Genomic DNA, 18,705 nt, shown 5'->3' on the forward strand with positions numbered 1-18,705 from the left:
ACCAGATCAAAGAGGCCACGCGTTGACCGCACTGGATATCGCAAATACCGACATCATGTCGACAGACATGGGAATGTCGCCCAGCCCGTTTGACAGTTCAGACGGGTATCATGGCGCCGCTGGTCAATTGTCTGCTGTGCCTCCCGTCCTGTCCAGAAAACAGAAGGCCGCGATCATCGTGCGCTTGCTGTTGGCGGAAGGCGCGGCACTGTCGCTGCAAGACTTACCAGATGCGCTGCAAACCGAACTGATCCGACAAATGTCGAGCATGCGGTATATTGATCGCGCAACGCTGAAATCCGTTATAGACGAATTCGTGGTGGAGATTGAAAACATCGGCCTGGCCTTTCCCGGCGGGATTGAAGGCGCGTTGTCTATTCTTGATGGTGCAATCAGCCCCGCCACCGCCGCGCGCATGCGCAAAATGGCGGGCGTCAGACTGACAAGCGATCCATGGGCAACGATTGCTGGGTTGGATCCTGACCTACTGTTGGGCGTCCTTGAACAAGAAAGCACCGAAATCGCAGCGGTGCTTTTGTCCAAGCTGAAAGTGTCCGTCGCGGCAGAGTTGCTGGGCAAACTGCCCGGACCACGCGCGCGCAAGGTCGCATATGCGGTATCGTTGACCGGCGCTATTGATCCTGAAGTGGTGGAAAAAATTGGTCGCGCGCTTGCCGAACAGCTTGACGCCCAACCCGCCAAAGCCTTCGAAGCGGGACCGGTCGAACGGGTTGGCGCGATCCTCAACTTCTCGCCCGCGGCAACGCGTGACGAGGTGCTTGACGGCCTTGATGCCGACGACAGCACCTTTGCCACAGCCGTGCGCAAAGCGATCTTCACATTTGCCAACATCCCGGCCCGCATTGACCCGCGCGATGTGCCTAAAATCACCAAGGATATTGATCAATCGGTTTTGATCACCGCTCTTGCTGCGGCCACCGGCAAGCTTGAAAGCGTTGCAGACTTTATCCTTGGTTCGATGTCCAAACGCATGTCGGAACAGATCCGTGAAGAAATGGACAATCTCGGCACGGTCAAAGCCGCCGAGGGTGAGGCCGCGATGGCTGCGATTGTCGCTCAGATCCGCGAACTTGAGGCTGCGGGCGAAGTGCTGTTGATCGCCGAAGATGAAGACTGAGCCATACGCATTTACCGTCGCGCCAAATGCTTGCGGGTCAGGCCCCGTGGCGCTATGTCTGGGCGCCTAGATTACCACGTGCGGTGATCACCCGGCATCGCACTTTGAAAGGCCGTCAGGATGGTGCAAGAAAAAAGGGGCGTCGTCCCCTATCTGACACATGTGGCGCTGGCCGGCGTCCTGAACCTGCCACGGCTGTTACCTTATCGCTGGCGGTTGCCGGTGGTGGGGTGGTTTGCGTCACGTGTCGTTGGCCCCATAGCTGGCTATGACAAACGCATTCGCCGCAACTTGGCACTTGCCTGCCCTGATCTGCCTGAACAGGACGTGACCAAGTTGGTGCGTGACGTTTTAACAAACACGGGCCGGTTTCTGGCTGAAATGTGGTCTGGCAACGCCTTCTACAAACATCTGGAGGGCACCAAGATGTCTGGTCCGGGTGTTGCCGCCCTGCAAGCCGCAAAAGACGCCGGTCGCCCGATCATCGCGATTTCAGGCCATTTCGGCAATTACGACGCCGCGCGCGCAGTTCTGATTCAGGCAGGTTATAATACCGGCGCCTTATATCGCCCGATGTCCAACGCCTATTTCAACGAAAGCTACAAGGCGCGTATGGAGGGGTTTGAAGGCAAGGCGTTTGAGCAATCGCGCCGCGGCATGGCTTCGATGGTGAAACATCTGCGTCAGGGCGGACTTCTGGCCATTTTGCTTGACCAACGTGAAGACCAGGGCGCACGCCTCAGCTTTTTTGGCCGCCCCGCAATGACGACCCTGGCTGTCGCTGAGATGGCGTTGAAATATGACACGCTGTTTGTCCCGGTCTTTGCGGTTCGCGACCCCAACGGCGTGGACTTTCAGATCCTGGTCGACAACCCGATTGAACACAGCGACGCCGAAACCATGATGCAAGACTTCAACGATCGGTTCGAGGCGCGTGTTCGCGAACACATGGACCAGTGGCTTTGGATTCACAACCGGTGGCAACTGCCCGAAGACACGAAAGCCTGAGCGCTCAATCCAACCGGATCGCGGCAAGGATCGGCCCCGGATAGCCGCCTTTGGTCTCCGACTGTAGCACCACCGCCGCATCTTGCCCGTCGGGGGCAACTGGCGTGGGCAGTTCAAATTCGACCGCCGATTTTCCATCCCAGCTTCCGAACGAACTTATGTCGGTCACCACATTGGTCGAGGTGATGGTGCGGCCTGCGTTTTCACCTCGTTTGATATCCACAGTGGCTTTCGGAATGAACCGCACCAGTTGGATGAAGAGCGCTGTTGGCAGGTTGCGGTGGGTCTGGCGTTCGACCCGCAATAGACGCGCACCATTGTCGCCCTTGATGACCTTCATCGCGACATTTTGCGCCCCGTCCTGATGGCGATGCAATATCTCCATGATCTGCATCACATGGCTCCCCACGACCTGATCAGCACCTCCGACCACCATTTGCGGCGTATAGATTGAACGGGTGCCGAACCCATAGGCGTAAGCCTTTTGCCGCAGAGTGTGTTCGGGGCGTGCGAATGTATCTTTCCAGCCGATATAGTCCCAATAATCCACGTGCATGGCCAGCGGCAGGACGCCATCATGTTCCGCCAATTCGCCCAGAAAGGCATCAGCGGGGGGGCAGGACGAACACCCTTGCGAGGTAAACAACTCGACGATCACGACCGGTCGGTCCTGCGCCATGGCGAATGTTCCAAAACTGATCGCTGCGCATATCGTCAAAACGGCGAGTGTTGCTCTCATCGGGTCTCTTTCTGCGTTGAACAGTTCTTAGATAGCGCGCCAACTGCCCACCCGCCAATCAAGGTTTTGCGAGGGGTTTGTTACAGTTTTCGCCGATAAGTCGCGATTGGGGTCGATTATTGGTGTGCAATAGTATACAAAAAGCCGGAATCTCCTTGCGTCGCACCCGTTTTTTGGGGCAAATGCAAGCCAGCCCAACCCTGTATCCTGACCAAAAGGGAGCCATTCCAATGACCATTATCGTAGGTTCTGACACCGCCAAGACGCGCAAGACGCTCAAGGCCGGTGGTTCATCTGTCGCTTATTATTCAATCCCCGCCGCCGAGGCTGCAGGCCTTGGCAATTTCTCGCGCCTTCCTGCCGCGCTGAAAGTCGTTCTGGAAAACATGCTACGCTTTGAAGACGGTGGCCGCACCGTCAGCGTGGACGATATCAAGGCGTTCAGCGAATGGGCCGAAAAAGGCGGCAAGAACCCGCGCGAGATCGCCTACCGCCCCGCCCGCGTTCTGATGCAGGACTTCACTGGCGTGCCTGCTGTTGTTGACCTTGCTGCGATGCGTGATGGCATCAAGGCGCTGGGTGGCGACGCCCAGATGATCAACCCGCTGAACCCGGTTGATCTGGTTATCGACCACTCGGTCATGATCGACGAATTCGGCAACCCGCGCGCGTTCCAGATGAACGTCGACCGCGAATACGAACGCAACCTTGAGCGTTACACCTTCCTGAAATGGGGTCAGTCGGCATTTAACAACTTCCGCGTTGTGCCTCCCGGCACCGGCATCTGTCACCAGGTGAACCTTGAGTATCTGTCACAGACCGTCTGGACAGACGAAGATCAGAACGGTGATCAAGTCGCTTATCCCGACACATTGGTCGGCACCGACAGCCACACCACCATGGTGAACGGTCTGGCCGTTCTGGGCTGGGGCGTTGGCGGTATCGAGGCCGAAGCCGCGATGCTGGGCCAACCGATTTCAATGCTGATCCCCGAAGTCGTCGGCTTCGAGCTGACCGGCGAGATGATGGAAGGCACAACAGGCACCGACCTTGTTCTGAAAGTCGTCGAAATGCTGCGCACCATGGGTGTTGTCGGCAAGTTCGTCGAATTCTATGGCGAAGGTCTGGACAAACTGCCGCTGGCCGACCGGGCAACCATCGCCAACATGGCGCCGGAATATGGCGCGACCTGTGGCTTCTTCCCGATTGACGGTGAGACCCTGCGTTACCTGCGCACCACGGGTCGCGACGAAGACCGCATCGCGCTGGTCGAAGCCTATGCCAAGGAAAACGGGTTCTGGCGTGATGCAGATTACGCGCCCATCTATACCGACACGCTGTCGCTGGACATGGGCACCATCGTTCCTGCCATCTCGGGCCCGAAACGGCCGCAGGACTATGTGCCGCTGACCAACGCCAAGCACGCTTTCCGCAAGGAAATGGAAGAAACCTTCAAGCGTCCCATGGGCAAGGAAGTCGCTGTCAAAGGCGAAGACTACACTATGGAATCGGGCAAGGTCGTGATCGCGTCGATCACCTCGTGCACAAACACCTCGAACCCTTACGTGATGATCGGCGCTGGCCTTGTAGCCCGCAAAGCCGCAGCACTGGGCATGGATCGCAAACCGTGGGTTAAAACCTCGCTGGCACCGGGAAGCCAGGTTGTGTCGGCGTATCTTGAGGCCGCAAACCTGCAAGAAGACCTGGACAAGATCGGCTTCAACCTTGTGGGCTATGGTTGCACCACCTGTATCGGTAACTCCGGTCCGATCCAGGCAGAGCTGTCCGAAGCGATTGCCGAAGGCGATCTGGTGGCAACATCGGTCCTGTCCGGCAACCGCAACTTCGAAGGTCGTATTTCGCCCGACGTGCGCGCCAACTATCTGGCCTCGCCACCGCTGGTCGTAGCCTATGCCTTGGCTGGCACCATGGATATTGATCTGACCACCGAAGCTATCGGTCAGGACAAGGATGGCAATGATGTCTATCTGAAAGATATCTGGCCCTCGACACAAGAAGTGGCCGAACTGGTCGAACAAACCGTCACCCGCGAAGCGTTCCAATCGAAATACGCTGACGTCTTCAAAGGCGATGAGAAGTGGCAAGCGGTTGAGACGACCGGTGACGAAACCTATGACTGGCCGGCGTCCTCGACCTACATCCAGAACCCGCCCTATTTCCAAGGGATGTCGAAAGATGCTGGCGTGATCTCGGACATCGAAGGCGCGAAAGTGCTGGCCGTTCTGGGTGACATGATCACCACCGACCACATTTCGCCGGCCGGGTCTTTCCCTGTCTCGTCGCCCGCAGGTCAGTATCTGACCGAACGGCAGGTCGCCCCGCGCGAGTTTAACTCCTACGGGTCGCGTCGCGGCAACCACGAGATCATGATGCGCGGCACGTTTGCCAACATCCGCATCAAGAACGAGATGCTGGACGGCGTCGAAGGCGGCTATACCAAAGGCCCTGACGGTCAGCAGACGTCAATCTATGACGCCTCGATGGCTTATCAAGACGCTGGCACTCCGCTGGTCGTCTTTGGTGGCGAACAATATGGTGCAGGCTCATCGCGTGACTGGGCGGCCAAAGGCACAAGCCTTCTGGGCGTCAAGGCCGTGATCGCCGAAAGCTTCGAACGTATCCACCGCTCTAACCTGGTTGGCATGGGTGTGATCCCGTTCGAATTTACCGGCGGCGACACCCGCAAATCCTTGGGTCTGACCGGCGAAGAAACCGTTTCGATCAAAGGGTTGGCTGGCGATCTGAAACCCTTGTCGAACGTCCCTTGCGAGATCACATTTGCCGATGGTTCGGTGCAAGAGATCGAGCTGAAGTGCCGGATCGACACGGAAGTCGAGATTGAATACGTCGAGAACGGCGGTGTCTTGCACTACGTTCTGCGTAACCTCGCTAAGTCGTAAGCGCGATTGAACACAATAGAATGGGGCGGCCTTCGGGTCGCCCTTTTTTGTGTCACTCTGTGTCGGGGGCTGGTGCAAAGTCGGATACATAGTGTTTCCACACGGAACAGACCAAAGAAACGCGATGTTAATTGCTATCAGGTTTGATGAGCAGATGACCCAGAAATCGACCCCTACCCCGCCTTCGCCCTTGCCTGCCCGTCTGACGGAAACTGACATGGGCAGTTTTGTCGCCGGTGCACACCGGCGCAAACGACCGACGCCGCCTCTGGTCGAAGCGGCGGCGTTCTTGGCGTTCGTCGTGTTGTTGGTAACGGTCGGCTGACGGGTCAGCGCGCAGCGGCCTCGGCAATTGCCGGACGGATGACGCTTTCAAGAATGCTTTCGGTGATCGGCCCGGCAAAGCGTTTCACCACGGTGCCGTCGGCGGCAATAATGAACGTTTCCGGCACACCGTATAGGCCCCAGTCCAGACCCGTGCGCCCGTCTGCATCAGCCATCAGCTTGGCAAACGGGTCGCCCAGTTGCTCAAGAAAACGACGCGCGTTGGCCGGATCGTCCTTGTAGTTGATCCCGTTGATCACCACGCCCTCTTCGGCCAGCGTCTCCAACTGCGGGTGCTCAGCCCGGCAAGGTGCGCACCAGCTGGCCCAGAAATTCACCAGCTTCACACCACCATTGGTCAGGTCATCCTGAGTGAACCCCTCGGCCCCTTCGAACGCGGTCAGTTGCAACGCAGGCACCATGCCGCCTTCACGGGTCGAGGGCAGCGTATTTCTGTCCTCTTGCTTCATGCCCCACATGAACATGACCGCCAACCCGAGGAACAGCACCGGGGGCAGCAGCATAAACCACGAAATGCCTTTTTTCTTTTCTTCAGCCATTGTCAGATGCCCTTTTTTCCGCTGTTTCCAGCGCTCGTTTCACGGCAACCGATCGCCGCCACGTCACAAAAACCAATGCTGCAAGCAGGGCGATGGTCACGCCCCACGACGACAGGATCGCGCCTTCGTATTTGCCAAGCTCAAGCATCTTTCATCCTTTCACGGATCTCCAGGCGGTGCAGGCGCACCAAGCGCAGCTCGGTGCGGGTACGGATCAACACAAGGGCGACAAACAGCAAGACAAAGCCAGCGATGCACAAAAGCAGCGGCAGGTAGTAGACATCGGCCACGTGCTCTTCTTTGTCCACCGACAGCGAGGCGCCTTGGTGCAAGCCTTGGTTCCAGAAATTCACCGCATAGCGGCTGAGCAACGCAAAGACGGATCCGACGATACACAGGACCGAGGTCAGGTCCGCCGCCGTATCCGGGTCTTCGATCGCAGCCCACAGCGCCATGTAGCCAAGGTAGAACAAAAACAGGATCAAAAAGCTGGTCAGCCGCGGATCCCATGCCCAGTAGGTGCCCCACATCGGCTCGCCCCAGATCGCGCCGGTGATCAGCGCGATGACCGTCATGGTGACACCGATCAGCGCGGCGGCCTTGGCCGCCCGAACCGAGACATGGTGGCGACGGACGATCCAGATCAGTGAGGTGACCAGCATCATCGCCCAAATATTAATTGCCATCATTGCAGACGGCACATGGATATAGATGATCTTGACCGAGTTTCCGAAATTGACGGCTTCGGGGGTGAAAAAGAAGCCCCAGACCATGCCCGGCACCAAAGTCAACACGGCCAATGCAATCACCCACGGCAAAACCTTGCCGCTGAGCGCCATGAACTTAACCGGATTTGCGAATTCCCAAAGTGACATATGCTTCCTTTATTCGGTGGCGGTGATTGCTGCAAGCAAGGCGCGTTCACATTATCGAAGGTTGATGCGAAGTGCCGCAGCTGCGGCAAACGGTAAAAGGGCGATGGACCCGGCGGTGATCCCGGCCATCATCAAAAGCGGCGTCAGGGCCGACAGACCTGCTGTGCCGCGCGTCGCGGCCTCGGCGCCGAAAATCAGGGTCGGGATATAAAGCGGCAGCACCAGAAGCGACAGCAACAGCCCACCGCGTTTCAACCCAACGGTCAGGGCCGCGCCGAATGCACCGATCATCGACAGCGCGGGCGTGCCGATCAATAGCGTGACGAAGATCCAAAAATGCCCTGGCGATTGCAGGTTCATCAAGGCCCCAAAGGCGGGTGCAGCAAGGGTAAGTGGCAGACCGGTGACAAGCCAATGCGCCAGCGCCTTAATTGCAACCGTGCCCTCCATCGGGATCGGAGCGGTCGCCAGAAGGTCCAGCGACCCGTCTTCAAAATCCAACTGAAAGATGCGGTCGAGCGACAGCAGGCAGGCCAACAGCGCGCCCACCCACAGGATGCCGGGTGCGATCCGCGACAGGATTGCCGCTTCGGGCCCAACGCCAAATGGCACGAGGGTGGACACGATCAGGAAGAACGCCAAGCCCAGCCCAAAGCCCCCGCCTGCGCGCATCGCAAGTCGCATATCCCGGATCAACAGCGCGATCATAAGAAGGCCTCGTCGAAATCGGCATAGCCATCGCGATGCTGAACGTCCCGCCCGCGTTTGGGATCGGCGCGAAATGGACCGATATCCAAGGTGTCGGCATCGATCCCCAGATCAATGTGGGTGGCGATCAGAGCCGCCCCGCCTCCGGCGACATGGGCGCGCACTGCGTCGGCAAACAAGCCAACTGAAGCCACATCAAGCGATACCGTCGGTTCGTCCAAAAGCCATATCGGGCGCCCGGTGACCAAGAGGCGCGCCAACCCAAGGCGCCGTTTCTGACCGGCCGACAGGTTGGCCGAAGGGCGGTGTGTCAGGCCGCTCAGGTTAAAACCTTCGACCGCAGGCGCGATCGTGTCGATGCCATGGACAGACGCCCAGAATGTCAGGTTTTCCTCGACCGTCAGCGTGGCTTTCAACCCGTCGGCGTGGGCACCGTAGGTGATGTTTTCAGGGTCGGCGGAAATGGCACCTGCAATCGGCGGCTGCAGTCCGGCAAGGGTGCGTAAAAGCGTGGTTTTACCGGACCCGTTTGGCCCGCGCAGGATCAACACCTGACCGGGCGCGAGGGTGAAATTCAGCCCTTCAAGAACCGGCACGCCTCCGCGCGCAACAGACAGGTTTTCGACCTTCATCTTCATGAAAGAAGCCTTAGACCGGAAGGGCGGCCAGCGCAATGCGCCGCCCCTCGGCGACGAGCACATTATAGGTGCGGCAGGCCGGCGCAGAGGCCATGGCCTCGACCCCGATCCCGACTTCTTCCAAGGCTTCTCGAAAAGCTGCGGGCGGGTGGGCCGGGTCTGCACCGGTTCCAAAAAACAACACGTCGATCCGGCCCGCCATCGCCAGCAACGGCGCAAGGTCGTCGGGGCCGCTCCAGCTTTTCACTGTATCCTCGGTCAAAAGAATGCCGCCTTGTATCACGTCTCCCGCGACACGGAAAAAGCCGGGACCATAGCCGTCAACCGGTTGGGCGCTGTCATATTTGACTTCATGAAATTGCATGTCGGGTCCTTGTGATTGGGCGGGTTGGGTCAGAACAGGGCAGCGTAAAGCCCGGACAGGCTGGACGCCGCAATGATCAGATAAGCCACGTTACGATAGAGGGATTCGTATCCGGGGCGAAAGGCCGCGCCGCCGACAAGATTGCCCAATAGGTTGGGCAGCATGGCAATCAGCCCAAGAATCAACGGCAGACCCGCCAACCGTCCGGCAATGAAGACCCCCGCCAGCATCATCAGGTCGAAGAAAAAGAGATAGGCTGTCGTGTTCGCACGGATCACCCGCGCCGGATGGGAAGACGCCATGTAGAGCAGGATGACGGGCGGGCCGGGAATACCCGCGGCCCCGCCGAGCAACCCTGCAATGCCACCGGTGGACCAGACGACGGGCGGCGTGACTTCTCCGCCATATCGCTTTCCCGTCATCAGGGCTGCGAGCATGATCAGGCTGATCACGGACACCGCCAGCTTGAACCACTGGGGATCGACGGCGAACAGCACCAATAGCCCCAAAGGCAGGGCCAGCGCGGTGGCCAATACCAGTCTCAGTAAATCTTTGGGGTGTCCGTCTTTCAGGGCGCGCGGGATCGCGGGAGCAGGTCCAGCCAGATCCATCACAATCAGCACCGTCACTGCCCAAACGGGATCTGTGATCTGGGCCGCCACCGGCAGAAAGATCAAGGCCGTGCCGAACCCGACAAACCCACGCACCAGCCCGGCGACAAATGCTATGATGACAAGCCAGCCAAGCCCCGGCAGCGCCAGGGCTTGCGCCAGAAAGTCAGGCATCTACGTCTGAGAACTGGTTGCCTGCGTTCGCATCAGGCTTGGACCAGTCGCGCTTCACACCCAGCTTCAACAGAATTGCCGATGCAATGAAGATCGACGAATAGGTCCCCACGATCACACCCCAGATCATCGCAAAAACGAAGCCTCGGATCACGTCTCCGCCCAGAACATAGAGCGCGATCAATGCCAACAACGTCGTGACAGAGGTCATCATCGTGCGCGACAGCGTTTCGTTGATCGACAGGTTCAGAACCTCTTTCAGGTCCATCTTTTTGTAGCGGCGCAGGTTCTCGCGCACACGGTCAAAGACAACCACAGTGTCGTTCAGCGAATAACCGACGATGGTCAGAAGCGCCGCAATGATTGCAAGGTCGAACTTGATTCCCAGAAGGCTGAAAACACCAATAGTCAGCACGACGTCATGCACAAGCGAGATTACCGCGCCCAGACTGAACTGCCATTCGAACCTGAGCCAGATATACACCAGCACCGCAGCGAGGGCTGAAATCACGGACAGAATAGCCGTGGTCACCAGCTCGCCCGACACCTTCGGACCAACGCTTTCCACGCTGGGGAAGGTGATCGCAGGATCGACCGCTATCAATGCCTGCTCGATGACCTCGATGGTCTCGGGCGTGATGGCTTCTTGCCCTTCTTGCGCCTCGATGCGGATCTGGGCCACGTGTTGGTCTTCGGCAAAGTTCACGTCGAAAACCTGCGCGATCGAGATATCGCCCAACCCCAGCGGCGCCAATGCGTCGCGATACACCCCGACATCCACAGCCTGTGTGCTTTCGGTTCGGATGGTCGTGCCGCCGCGGAAGTCGATCCCGAAGTTCAGACCGACAATCAGGAACAGCAAAACAGAGGCCACCATCGCCAAACCCGAAGCCCCGAGCGTTGTGACGGATGTGCGGAAAAAATCGAACACCCGGTTTTGCGGCGCCAAGCGTATGCCCTTGATTTCAAGCTCGCGCGGGCGCTTGCGTTCAAACCACATCAAAAGCATCAGCCGGGTCAGGAAAATCGCTGTGAATACCGAGGTCAAAATCCCCAGCCCCAGCGTGATCGAGAAACCGCGCACCGGGCCGGACCCCATGATAAACAGGATCACGGCTGTGATGAAGGTAGTGATATTGGCGTCCAGAATGGCGGACAGTGCCTTTTCATAACCAAGTTCGATGGCGCGCGCGGGACCTCGCCCGGATTTCAGCTCTTCTCGGATACGTTCAAACACCAGCACGTTGGCGTCCACAGCCATCCCGATGGTCAACACGATCCCGGCGATCCCCGGCAGGGTCAGCGTGGCCCCGATCATCGACAACAGGCCGAAAATCATTCCCACGTTGAGGATCAGCGCCACATTGGCAATCACGCCAAACCAGCCATAGGCCAGCCCCATAAAGACCAGCACGCCAAGAAACGCGACGAGCGAGGCGACCTTGCCAGCATCAATGCTGTCTTGCCCAAGCTCTGGCCCGATGGTGCGTTCTTCGACATAGGTCAATTCCGCCGGCAGGGCGCCTGCGCGCAGAAGAACCGCGAGGTTCGTCGATTCATCAATCGAGAAATTCCCGGTGATGATCCCCGACCCGCCACAAATCTGTTCGTTGATGCGTGGGGCAGAGATGACCTCGGCGTCCAGAACGATCGCGAAGGGGGCGCCGACATTGGCGCCGGTATAGTCGCAGAATTTGCGCGCGCCGGACACGTTGAACCGGAAATTCACGGCCGGTTGGCCGTTCTGGTCAAAGGCCGGTTGCGCGTCGTTCAGTTCTTCCCCGGTAACGACGGGGGTTTTTTCCAGCTCATAGAACACGCCGCTTTCGTCAAGCGAGGGGTAGATCACATTGCGCGGCCCCGGTGTCGCGCCCGCGTCCGTGGTGCGGCCGACCACGGGGTGAAATGTCAACTTGGCGGTTTTGCCAATGATCTCTTTCAGCTCTGACGCACTGCCGATGCCCGGCACTTGGATCAGGATGCGGGTGTCGCCCTGCCGCTGGATGGTCGGTTCGCGGGTGCCGACCTCGTCCACGCGGCGGCGAATGATTTCAAGCGATTGCAGAATGGTGCGGTCATCGGTTGCAACGCGTTCCGCCTCGGACAGGGTCACGACAAGCTCGCCCTCGCGACCTGCTGCCACCTCGATATCCGTCGATCCGACGCCGGACAGGCTGACAACCGGCTGGGCCAGCGTTTGCACCAGTTCGATGGCACGGGGCAGCCCATCAGGCTGAGAAACCTTGACGCGCAATTCTTGTGGGGCGCTGTCTTGCCGGCGAATGGTGCCGACCGTAGCGCGTTCTTCACGCAACACGTCGCGCACCTCGGGCCAAAGCGCATCCATCCGCGCGCCATAGACATCTTCGACCTGAACCTCGGCCAGCAGATGCGCGCCCCCGCGCAGGTCGAGCCCAAGGTTCACAAGACTGTTTGGCGCCCAGTCGGGCCATGCACTGCGATCGGCCTCAAGCTCGGGTGTGGTCCCGGTGGCTTCGATGGCCTTGACCGCATCATTGTGCACTTCGACCCGGTCATAGAACCCGTTCGGTGCCGCAAAATAGAGGCCAAGGACCGTCAGCCCCCAGATCACAAGACGTTTCCAAGTTGCGATTTGCAGCATGAGCCCCTGCCCTATAAGTCTTTGATGTCGAGATGGTTTGGCGGGTTCAACCGCCGATACGTCAGCTTTCGACGGGCTCGGTCTTGCCCATGACTTTGACGATCGTCGACCGCACGGCGCGCACCTTTACGCCCGTCGCGATTTCAACTTCGACCTCGGTGTCGTCTTTGACCTTCACGACTTTGCCGATCAATCCGCCCTGGGTGACCACTTGGTCGCCTTTGCGCAGCGCCGCCAACATCGCCTGATGTTCTTTCATCTTCTTTTGCTGTGGGCGGATCATGAAGAAATACATGATCGCAAAGACGAGCAACATTGGCACCAGCATCGAATTCAGAAGCCCCCCGGCGGGGGCGCCTGCGGCCTGTGCAAAAGCAGGTGTGGCAAACATAGGGATATCCTTTTTCCAAGGGCTCAAAGCCCAAACTCGCGCGCACACTATATGCGGGCCTTGGGGTTGTCCAGCAACCGAAAGGGGCGCAAATCCATTGTCTTTGTCGATTTTCCGAGCGACCTCTGGAGGACTGCGCCGCTCTGTGCAACGATCGCGGCGAAATGGACGGCGGCAAAACCTGGTCGCGACAACAAAGGGCAGTTAGATGAGCGTTTTAGCAGTTAATGTGGACAAAACCGGTCCGGCCGAAATCGACCACCCCGCGGCAGAGAAGCTCGTTTCCGGCGACCCGGTGTTCACCACCTGGAACATCGAGGAGCGGGACGGGCTATTTGCTGGCATCTGGCAATCAACGCCGGGCAAGTGGCATGTGCAGTATGACGAATGGGAATATTTCTCGATTCTCGAAGGGCATTCCATCCTAACGGATGCAGGCGGTGTCGAAACGCATCTGAAGGCCGGTGACCGTATGATCCTGCGTCCCGGCTTCAGTGGCACATGGGAGGTTTTGGAAACCACGGTGAAAGATTACGTGATCCGCCTATAGGCAAGGGGCTTCCCCCCTGCGCAAGCTTCTGGCATATGCCGGGCATCAGAAACGAGGAAGCACCCCATGCATGATATTCGTCAGATCCGCGACACCCCTGAAGCCTTCGACGCCGCCATGGCCCGTCGGGGTCTGTCGCCCGTGTCGGGCAAGATCCTTGCATTGGACGAAGCGCGACGCGCCTCAATCCTGGCGGCCGAGACTGCACAGGCAGATGCCAACAAGGCAGCAAAAGCTGTGGGCGCGGCAAAGGCCTCTGGGGACGATGCGGAGTTTGAACGCTTGCGCGCGCTGGTGGCCGAAAAGAAATCCGAGATCGCGCAGCTGAACGACGCGGCAAAGGAAAAAGATGCACAGCTGAATGCGTTGTTGATGGAACTGCCCAACATCGTCGCGCAGGATGTGCCGGACGGCGTGGACGAAGACGACAACGTCGAAATCAAGCGTTGGGGCACCCCGCGCGTGTTCGATTTTGCCCCCAAGGAGCATTACGACCTGCCCGCCGCCCAAGACGGTCTGGACTTCGAGACGGCGGCCAAGCTGTCGGGGTCGCGCTTTGTCGTGCTGTCGGGCGCCATCGCGCGGCTGCATCGGGCCTTAGCGCAATTCATGCTGGATGTGCATGTGATCGAAAACGGCCTGACCGAGACGTGGACCCCGGTGCTGGTCAAGGAAGACATGATGTATGGCACCGGCCAACTGCCCAAGTTCGGCGAGGACAGCTATCAGACCACCAACGGGTGGTGGCTGGTGCCCACCGCCGAGGTGCCGCTGACCAATATCGTGAACGGGCTGACGATCGACGAAAGCTATCTGCCACGTCGCTATGTGGCGCATACTCAATGCTTCCGTTCGGAAGCGGGCAGCGCGGGGCGTGATACGGCCGGGATGCTGCGTCAGCACCAGTTCGAGAAGGTCGAAATGGTGTCGGTGACCCGCCCCGAAGACAGTGACGACGAACATCAGCGTATGACCAACTGCGCCGAAGGTATTCTGGAACGGCTGGGCCTGCCCTATCGCACCGTGGTGCTTTGCACGGGCGATATCGGCTTCGGTGCGATCCGCACCCATGACATCGAGGTCTGGTTGCCCGGCCAGAACACCTATCGTGAAATAAGCTCGGTTTCGACATGCGGAGACTTTCAGGCGCGCCGCATGAACGGACGGTTCAAACGCGACAGTGGCGGCAAACCTGAGTTTGTGCACACGCTGAACGGGTCAGGTCTGGCCGTCGGACGCGCCTTGATCGCCGTTCTGGAAAACGGGCAAGAAGCCGATGGGTCCGTCACACTTCCCGACGTGCTGCGCCCCTATCTGGGTGGTGCGACGCATATCGGCGCAGACGGCACGCTGGCCTAGTCGATGATCTCGTCCAGAAGTTGATCAAGGGTGCGCGGGCGGTAATCCGTTTTGCGCACCCGGTCCTGAGCCGCGCCACTGACCTGAGACAGAAAGACCTCGCCGGTGTCGGGGTGGGTCTGTAACGGTCTGTCGCGCAGCAAGCGCCCCCACAGGTTGCGCCACGAGGGATGGCGCGCGGCCCCTTTGTCGTCCGCGCCAATATCCGCCAGCATCAGCAGAGGTGACAGCCGACGGGCGTCGAAATCCAGGTCGCGCTCCTGTGCGCCTGCGACGATCCAAGCGGTCGGAAAGGCCGACAAAGCGGGCACTCGACCGCTGCCTCCGACAATGCCGTGATTGCCCGCAAACCAAAGCTGTTGATACAGCGACGTGGGTCCGGTGACCTCTTCGTTCAGGGCATCAAGATTGGCCCAAAGCGCCGGCGGAAAATGCCGGCGTCGTTCATCAATGGCCACCGCGTGGCGCGCGGCCCCCACAGATCGGGACAGATCGGCATCGTGAAACGCGTAATGTGCGTTGAACACCCGCGCGACCAGGCCAAGAAAGCTGGGCAAGCCAAGCGCGCCCACTGTGTCCCAGACCCCTAGATAGGTGATCTGCAACAGCGTGCTGTCCAACCCACGCGCCCGGCGCCAGTCAAGATCCGCGTCGCTGGTCGCGGTGTCGGGTGACAGCGCCGCCCGCTTGTGCAGCGATTGTTCGCTATCGGGCCGCGACGTCCGGCCTTCGCGGGCGCGATACATCGCCATCGCCTCGGGAATGCGGTCTGTGCAATTGCTGGGCGGGATCCCGGCGGTGCGGATCAATCCGGCCAACGACCGCGCCGTATAAGCGCCGCGCGAAAAGCCAAAAATGTAGATCTGATCGCCCGGTTCATAGGTGAAAATGAGGTTGCGATAGGCATCTAGGATCCGATCGTCCAACCCCCAGCCCAAAGCGCCCCCCATGAACCTGTCCAGCCACCGCGACAACCGCGTCACGCCCTGGCCAATGCCCACACCGGGCAGGTAATGCACAACCTGCGTGGTCCCATCGCGCGCCGTTGGGCGCACAGCTTGCGCCAATCGCACCACGTGGGTGGGGGTCCGGGCATCTGACCGGTTCCAGGTTCCGTCACAGAAGATTGCGATGCGTTTCATCTGCACTCCGGTGGTTTAGGGGGTATCAGATACCCTTTGGGGCGATGGACCTGCAAAGGTCTCCGCGCCAGCATCAGTCGATTTGGGTGCCTTGACGGCCCGCAAGGTCGGTAAAATACTGCCACGCCACGCGGCCGGACCGTGCCCCGCGCGTCGCTTGCCATTCAATTGCTTCGGCGCGCATCGTGTCGTCGTCAATCACCACGCCATAGGCATCGCAATAGCCGCGGATCATCGCAAGGTATTCATCCTGATCGCAGGGGTGGAAACCAAGCCACAACCCGAAACGGTCGGACAGAGACACCTTTTCCTCGACCGCCTCGGACGGGTTGATCGCGGACGAGCGCTCGTTTTCGATCATGTCGCGCGGCATCAGGTGGCGACGGTTCGACGTGGCATAGAACACCACATTCTCGGGTCGCCCTTCGATCCCGCCATCCAACACCGCCTTCAGGCTTTTGTAATGCTGGTCGTCATGGCTGAAGCTCAGGTCATCGCAAAACAGCAAGAACCGGTGCGGGGCATCGCGCAGAAGCGCCAAAAGCCGGCCAACCGAAGGCAAGTCCTCGCGCTGCAATTCCACAATTTTCAACGCTTCGCCCTGTTTCCGAACTTCGGCGTGGACCGCTTTGACAAGGCTGGATTTTCCCATACCCCGTGCACCCCACAAAAGGGCGTTGTTGGCGGGCAGGCCACGGGCAAATTGCAACGTGTTTTCCAACAAGGTGTCACGTGAGCGATTGACACCGATCAAAAGCTCGATGGCCACGCGGTTCACATTGGGCACAGCCACCAACCGGTCCGGCGCAGTGTGCCAGACAAAAGCGTCAGCGGTCGAAAAGTCGGGGGCCGATAGCGGGGCGGGCGACATGCGCTCCAACGCCTCGGCGATACGTGTCATCAGATCGAAGTCGCTCACGCGCCCTTCTCCACCTGACCCGGATCGTCATCATCACCATCGTCGTCGTCGGCGTCCGCGTCGAATTCTGCCATCAGCTCGTCTTCGTCGGCTTCGTCTTCGTCGTCTTCGAACCACAACCCCTGCTCGCGCAGATCGGCTTCGCGCTTCGTCTCAACGCGCTTCACAAGCTGGATCGAGATTTCATAGAGCCCGTAAACCACCACGAACAAGATCACCTGCGTGATGACATCCGGCGGCGTGACAAGCGCGGCCAACACCAAAATGCCGACCACAGCATATTTGCGCATATCCGCCAGACCTTGCGAGCTGACCAGCCCGGCCTTGCCCATCAGGGTCAGCAGCACGGGCAGCTGGAAACACAGACCGAAGGCCACGATGAACTTGATGGTCAGGCGCAGATACTCCTGCACCGACCCCTGAAAGTCGATAGAGGCGGCAACGTCCGTCTCGCCCACATTGCCCGCTTGCTGGAAGCCCAGAAAGAAGTCGAAGGCCAGCGGCATGACCACATAGAAGGCAAAGGACGCGCCGATGAAAAACATCACTGGCGACGCGATCATAAAGGGCAGGAACGCGTTCTTCTCAGACTTGTAAAGCCCTGGTGCCACGAACCGCCACAGCTGATAGCTGATATAGGGGAACGACAGCACCAGCCCGCCAAACAGAGAGATCGAGATGGCGACAAAGAAGCCTTCTTGCAGTTTGATCAGGATGAGCCCGCACTGGTCCTGGCCACGTTCGGCCATCGTTGTGCATAGCGGTTCGGTCAGAAAGTTGAAAATCGGGTTCCAAACCGTGAAACAGATTATCATACCGACAACAAATGCCAGCGCAGAATGGATCAGGCGCGTGCGCAATTCGGTCAGATGCTCGATCAACGGGGCCGAGCTGTCTTCGATCTGGTCAGGGTCGCTCATGCGTCAGATTTGTCCGTGGGTTTGGCGGCAGGCTTGGCGTCGCGTTTGGCTTTAGGTTTGGCGGCAGGCTTGGTCTTGGGTTTGGCCTTCGACGTGGCGGCGGTTGCTTTTGCGGCAGGCTTCTTGGCAGTCGGCTTCTTGGCCGCGGGCTTCTTCGCCGCAGGCGCCTTGGCTGCGGCCCGTTTGGCCGGAGCCGTTTTTTCTTCGGGTTTGCCAACGGTCTTTTCGACCGGCCGCTTCGAAGGCTGACGCTTCACCTTCAGCATCTCGGCTTTTCTGGCAGCATCGGCGGCTTCTTTGGTCTGGCGTTCAGTGGCGGCTTTCGCGGTCGCCTCGTGGATCTTGCGGGCCGCATCAGCACGGGCGTCATCCAGCGCAGGCTTTTGCGGATCGTCCTGATCCTTGGCACCTGATTTGGTCGGCTCATCCGCTGCTTTCTGGTCGCGCAACGATTTCGCCGGATCCCATTTTTCAAAGCCGTCTGCAGCCTTGTTCAGAGCATCCAACCCCATCGCCTTGGACGAGGTGGCGGATTTGAACGTATCTGCAATATCCTTGGCACCGGATTCGTCCGCCGCTTCGTTCATCGCCTGGCTGAACTCGCGCCCCATCTGGCGCGCGCGCGCCGTAAAGCGGCCAAGCGTGCGGAACATGCCGGGCAAGTCTTTGGGACCAACCACGATCAGGGCAACCACCCCGATGACCAGAAGCTCGGAAAAGCCGATATCGAACATGGGCAGC

20 protein-coding genes are annotated in these 18,705 nt (G+C 59.3%); 6 read left to right on the plus strand and 14 right to left on the minus strand.

Annotation, left to right across the window (positions count from 1 at the left end):
• Positions 1 to 22 precede the first annotated feature (22 nt).
• Both Q0864_RS12275 and Q0864_RS12280 read left to right on the plus strand, forming a co-directional pair.
• On the plus strand, positions 23 to 1,138 hold the full coding sequence (locus Q0864_RS12275) for a FliG C-terminal domain-containing protein (RefSeq protein WP_298570302.1): 1,116 nt from the start codon (positions 23 to 25) through the stop codon (positions 1,136 to 1,138).
• A gap of 120 nt (positions 1,139 to 1,258) precedes the next feature.
• Positions 1,259 to 2,146 carry a lauroyl acyltransferase gene (locus Q0864_RS12280; RefSeq protein WP_298570310.1) on the plus strand — a complete coding sequence of 296 codons (888 nt, stop codon included), beginning with the start codon at positions 1,259 to 1,261 and terminating at the stop codon, positions 2,144 to 2,146.
• A gap of 4 nt (positions 2,147 to 2,150) precedes the next feature.
• On the opposite strand, the gene Q0864_RS12285 is transcribed toward Q0864_RS12280, so the two are convergent.
• Entirely contained in the window at positions 2,151 to 2,885 is a 735-nt protein-coding gene (locus Q0864_RS12285; RefSeq protein WP_298570319.1) for a DUF1223 domain-containing protein, read from the minus strand.
• A 230-nt stretch (positions 2,886 to 3,115) separates the two neighbouring features.
• Between Q0864_RS12285 and acnA the strand changes: the two genes are divergently transcribed.
• Entirely contained in the window at positions 3,116 to 5,806 is a 2,691-nt protein-coding gene (acnA, locus tag Q0864_RS12290) for an aconitate hydratase AcnA (protein ID WP_298570329.1), read from the plus strand.
• Positions 5,807 to 5,930: 124 nt separating this feature from the next.
• A complete protein-coding gene (locus Q0864_RS12295; protein ID WP_298570337.1) occupies positions 5,931 to 6,131 on the plus strand; it encodes a hypothetical protein in 201 nt (66 codons plus the stop codon).
• A 4-nt stretch (positions 6,132 to 6,135) separates the two neighbouring features.
• Here the strand turns inward: Q0864_RS12295 and Q0864_RS12300 are convergent, their stop codons facing one another.
• From Q0864_RS12300 to yajC, 9 genes are all read right to left on the minus strand, one after another.
• Positions 6,136 to 6,690 carry a DsbE family thiol:disulfide interchange protein gene (locus tag Q0864_RS12300; protein ID WP_298570345.1) on the minus strand — a complete coding sequence of 185 codons (555 nt, stop codon included), beginning with the start codon at positions 6,688 to 6,690 and terminating at the stop codon, positions 6,136 to 6,138.
• Complete coding sequence (locus Q0864_RS12305) at positions 6,683 to 6,838, minus strand: heme exporter protein CcmD (RefSeq protein ID WP_298570354.1); 156 nt, start codon at positions 6,836 to 6,838, stop codon at positions 6,683 to 6,685. The genes Q0864_RS12300 and Q0864_RS12305 overlap by 8 nt, the downstream gene beginning before the upstream one ends.
• Positions 6,831 to 7,565 carry a heme ABC transporter permease gene (locus tag Q0864_RS12310; RefSeq protein ID WP_298570364.1) on the minus strand — a complete coding sequence of 245 codons (735 nt, stop codon included), beginning with the start codon at positions 7,563 to 7,565 and terminating at the stop codon, positions 6,831 to 6,833. The genes Q0864_RS12305 and Q0864_RS12310 overlap by 8 nt, the downstream gene beginning before the upstream one ends.
• A 51-nt stretch (positions 7,566 to 7,616) precedes the next feature.
• Entirely contained in the window at positions 7,617 to 8,273 is a 657-nt protein-coding gene (ccmB, locus tag Q0864_RS12315; RefSeq protein ID WP_298570373.1) for a heme exporter protein CcmB, read from the minus strand.
• Complete coding sequence (ccmA, locus tag Q0864_RS12320; protein ID WP_298570382.1) at positions 8,270 to 8,911, minus strand: heme ABC exporter ATP-binding protein CcmA; 642 nt, start codon at positions 8,909 to 8,911, stop codon at positions 8,270 to 8,272. Before ccmA ends, ccmB begins: the two co-directional genes overlap by 4 nt.
• Positions 8,912 to 8,921: 10 nt before the next feature.
• Positions 8,922 to 9,275: an Mth938-like domain-containing protein gene (locus tag Q0864_RS12325; protein ID WP_298570393.1), complete on the minus strand. Its 354-nt coding sequence runs from the start codon at positions 9,273 to 9,275 to the stop codon at positions 8,922 to 8,924.
• A gap of 29 nt (positions 9,276 to 9,304) precedes the next feature.
• Positions 9,305 to 10,060 carry a TSUP family transporter gene (locus tag Q0864_RS12330; protein WP_298570413.1) on the minus strand — a complete coding sequence of 252 codons (756 nt, stop codon included), beginning with the start codon at positions 10,058 to 10,060 and terminating at the stop codon, positions 9,305 to 9,307.
• Complete coding sequence (gene secD / locus Q0864_RS12335; protein ID WP_298570424.1) at positions 10,053 to 12,683, minus strand: protein translocase subunit SecD; 2,631 nt, start codon at positions 12,681 to 12,683, stop codon at positions 10,053 to 10,055. The genes Q0864_RS12330 and secD overlap by 8 nt, the downstream gene beginning before the upstream one ends.
• 61 nt (positions 12,684 to 12,744) lie before the next feature.
• Positions 12,745 to 13,074, minus strand: coding sequence for a preprotein translocase subunit YajC (yajC, locus tag Q0864_RS12340; RefSeq protein WP_298570428.1), 330 nt, complete (start codon positions 13,072 to 13,074; stop codon positions 12,745 to 12,747).
• Positions 13,075 to 13,282: 208 nt separating this feature from the next.
• Between yajC and Q0864_RS12345 the strand changes: the two genes are divergently transcribed.
• Together Q0864_RS12345 and serS are read left to right on the plus strand one after the other, a co-directional pair.
• Positions 13,283 to 13,624, plus strand: a complete 342-nt coding sequence (locus Q0864_RS12345; RefSeq protein ID WP_298570430.1) for a cupin domain-containing protein — start codon at positions 13,283 to 13,285, stop codon at positions 13,622 to 13,624.
• Positions 13,625 to 13,690: 66 nt separating this feature from the next.
• The gene (serS, locus tag Q0864_RS12350; protein WP_298570432.1) at positions 13,691 to 14,983 is read left to right on the plus strand and encodes a serine--tRNA ligase; all 1,293 of its coding nucleotides are present in this window, start codon (positions 13,691 to 13,693) and stop codon (positions 14,981 to 14,983) included.
• On the opposite strand, the gene Q0864_RS12355 is transcribed toward serS, so the two are convergent.
• From Q0864_RS12355 to tatB, 4 genes are all read right to left on the minus strand, one after another.
• Positions 14,980 to 16,125: a DUF2235 domain-containing protein gene (locus Q0864_RS12355; RefSeq protein WP_298570433.1), complete on the minus strand. Its 1,146-nt coding sequence runs from the start codon at positions 16,123 to 16,125 to the stop codon at positions 14,980 to 14,982. The two genes, serS and Q0864_RS12355, sit on opposite strands and share 4 nt — an antisense overlap.
• A 73-nt stretch (positions 16,126 to 16,198) precedes the next feature.
• Positions 16,199 to 17,026 carry an ATP-binding protein gene (locus Q0864_RS12360; RefSeq protein ID WP_298570476.1) on the minus strand — a complete coding sequence of 276 codons (828 nt, stop codon included), beginning with the start codon at positions 17,024 to 17,026 and terminating at the stop codon, positions 16,199 to 16,201.
• A 14-nt stretch (positions 17,027 to 17,040) separates the two neighbouring features.
• Entirely contained in the window at positions 17,041 to 17,964 is a 924-nt protein-coding gene (tatC, locus tag Q0864_RS12365) for a twin-arginine translocase subunit TatC (RefSeq protein WP_298570434.1), read from the minus strand.
• Entirely contained in the window at positions 17,961 to 18,698 is a 738-nt protein-coding gene (gene tatB, locus Q0864_RS12370) for a Sec-independent protein translocase protein TatB (protein ID WP_298570436.1), read from the minus strand. Before tatB ends, tatC begins: the two co-directional genes overlap by 4 nt.
• Positions 18,699 to 18,705 lie beyond the last annotated feature (7 nt).

This window comes from uncultured Aliiroseovarius sp. (assembly GCF_947497285.1).
Classification (GTDB): Bacteria; Pseudomonadota; Alphaproteobacteria; order Rhodobacterales; family Rhodobacteraceae; genus Aliiroseovarius.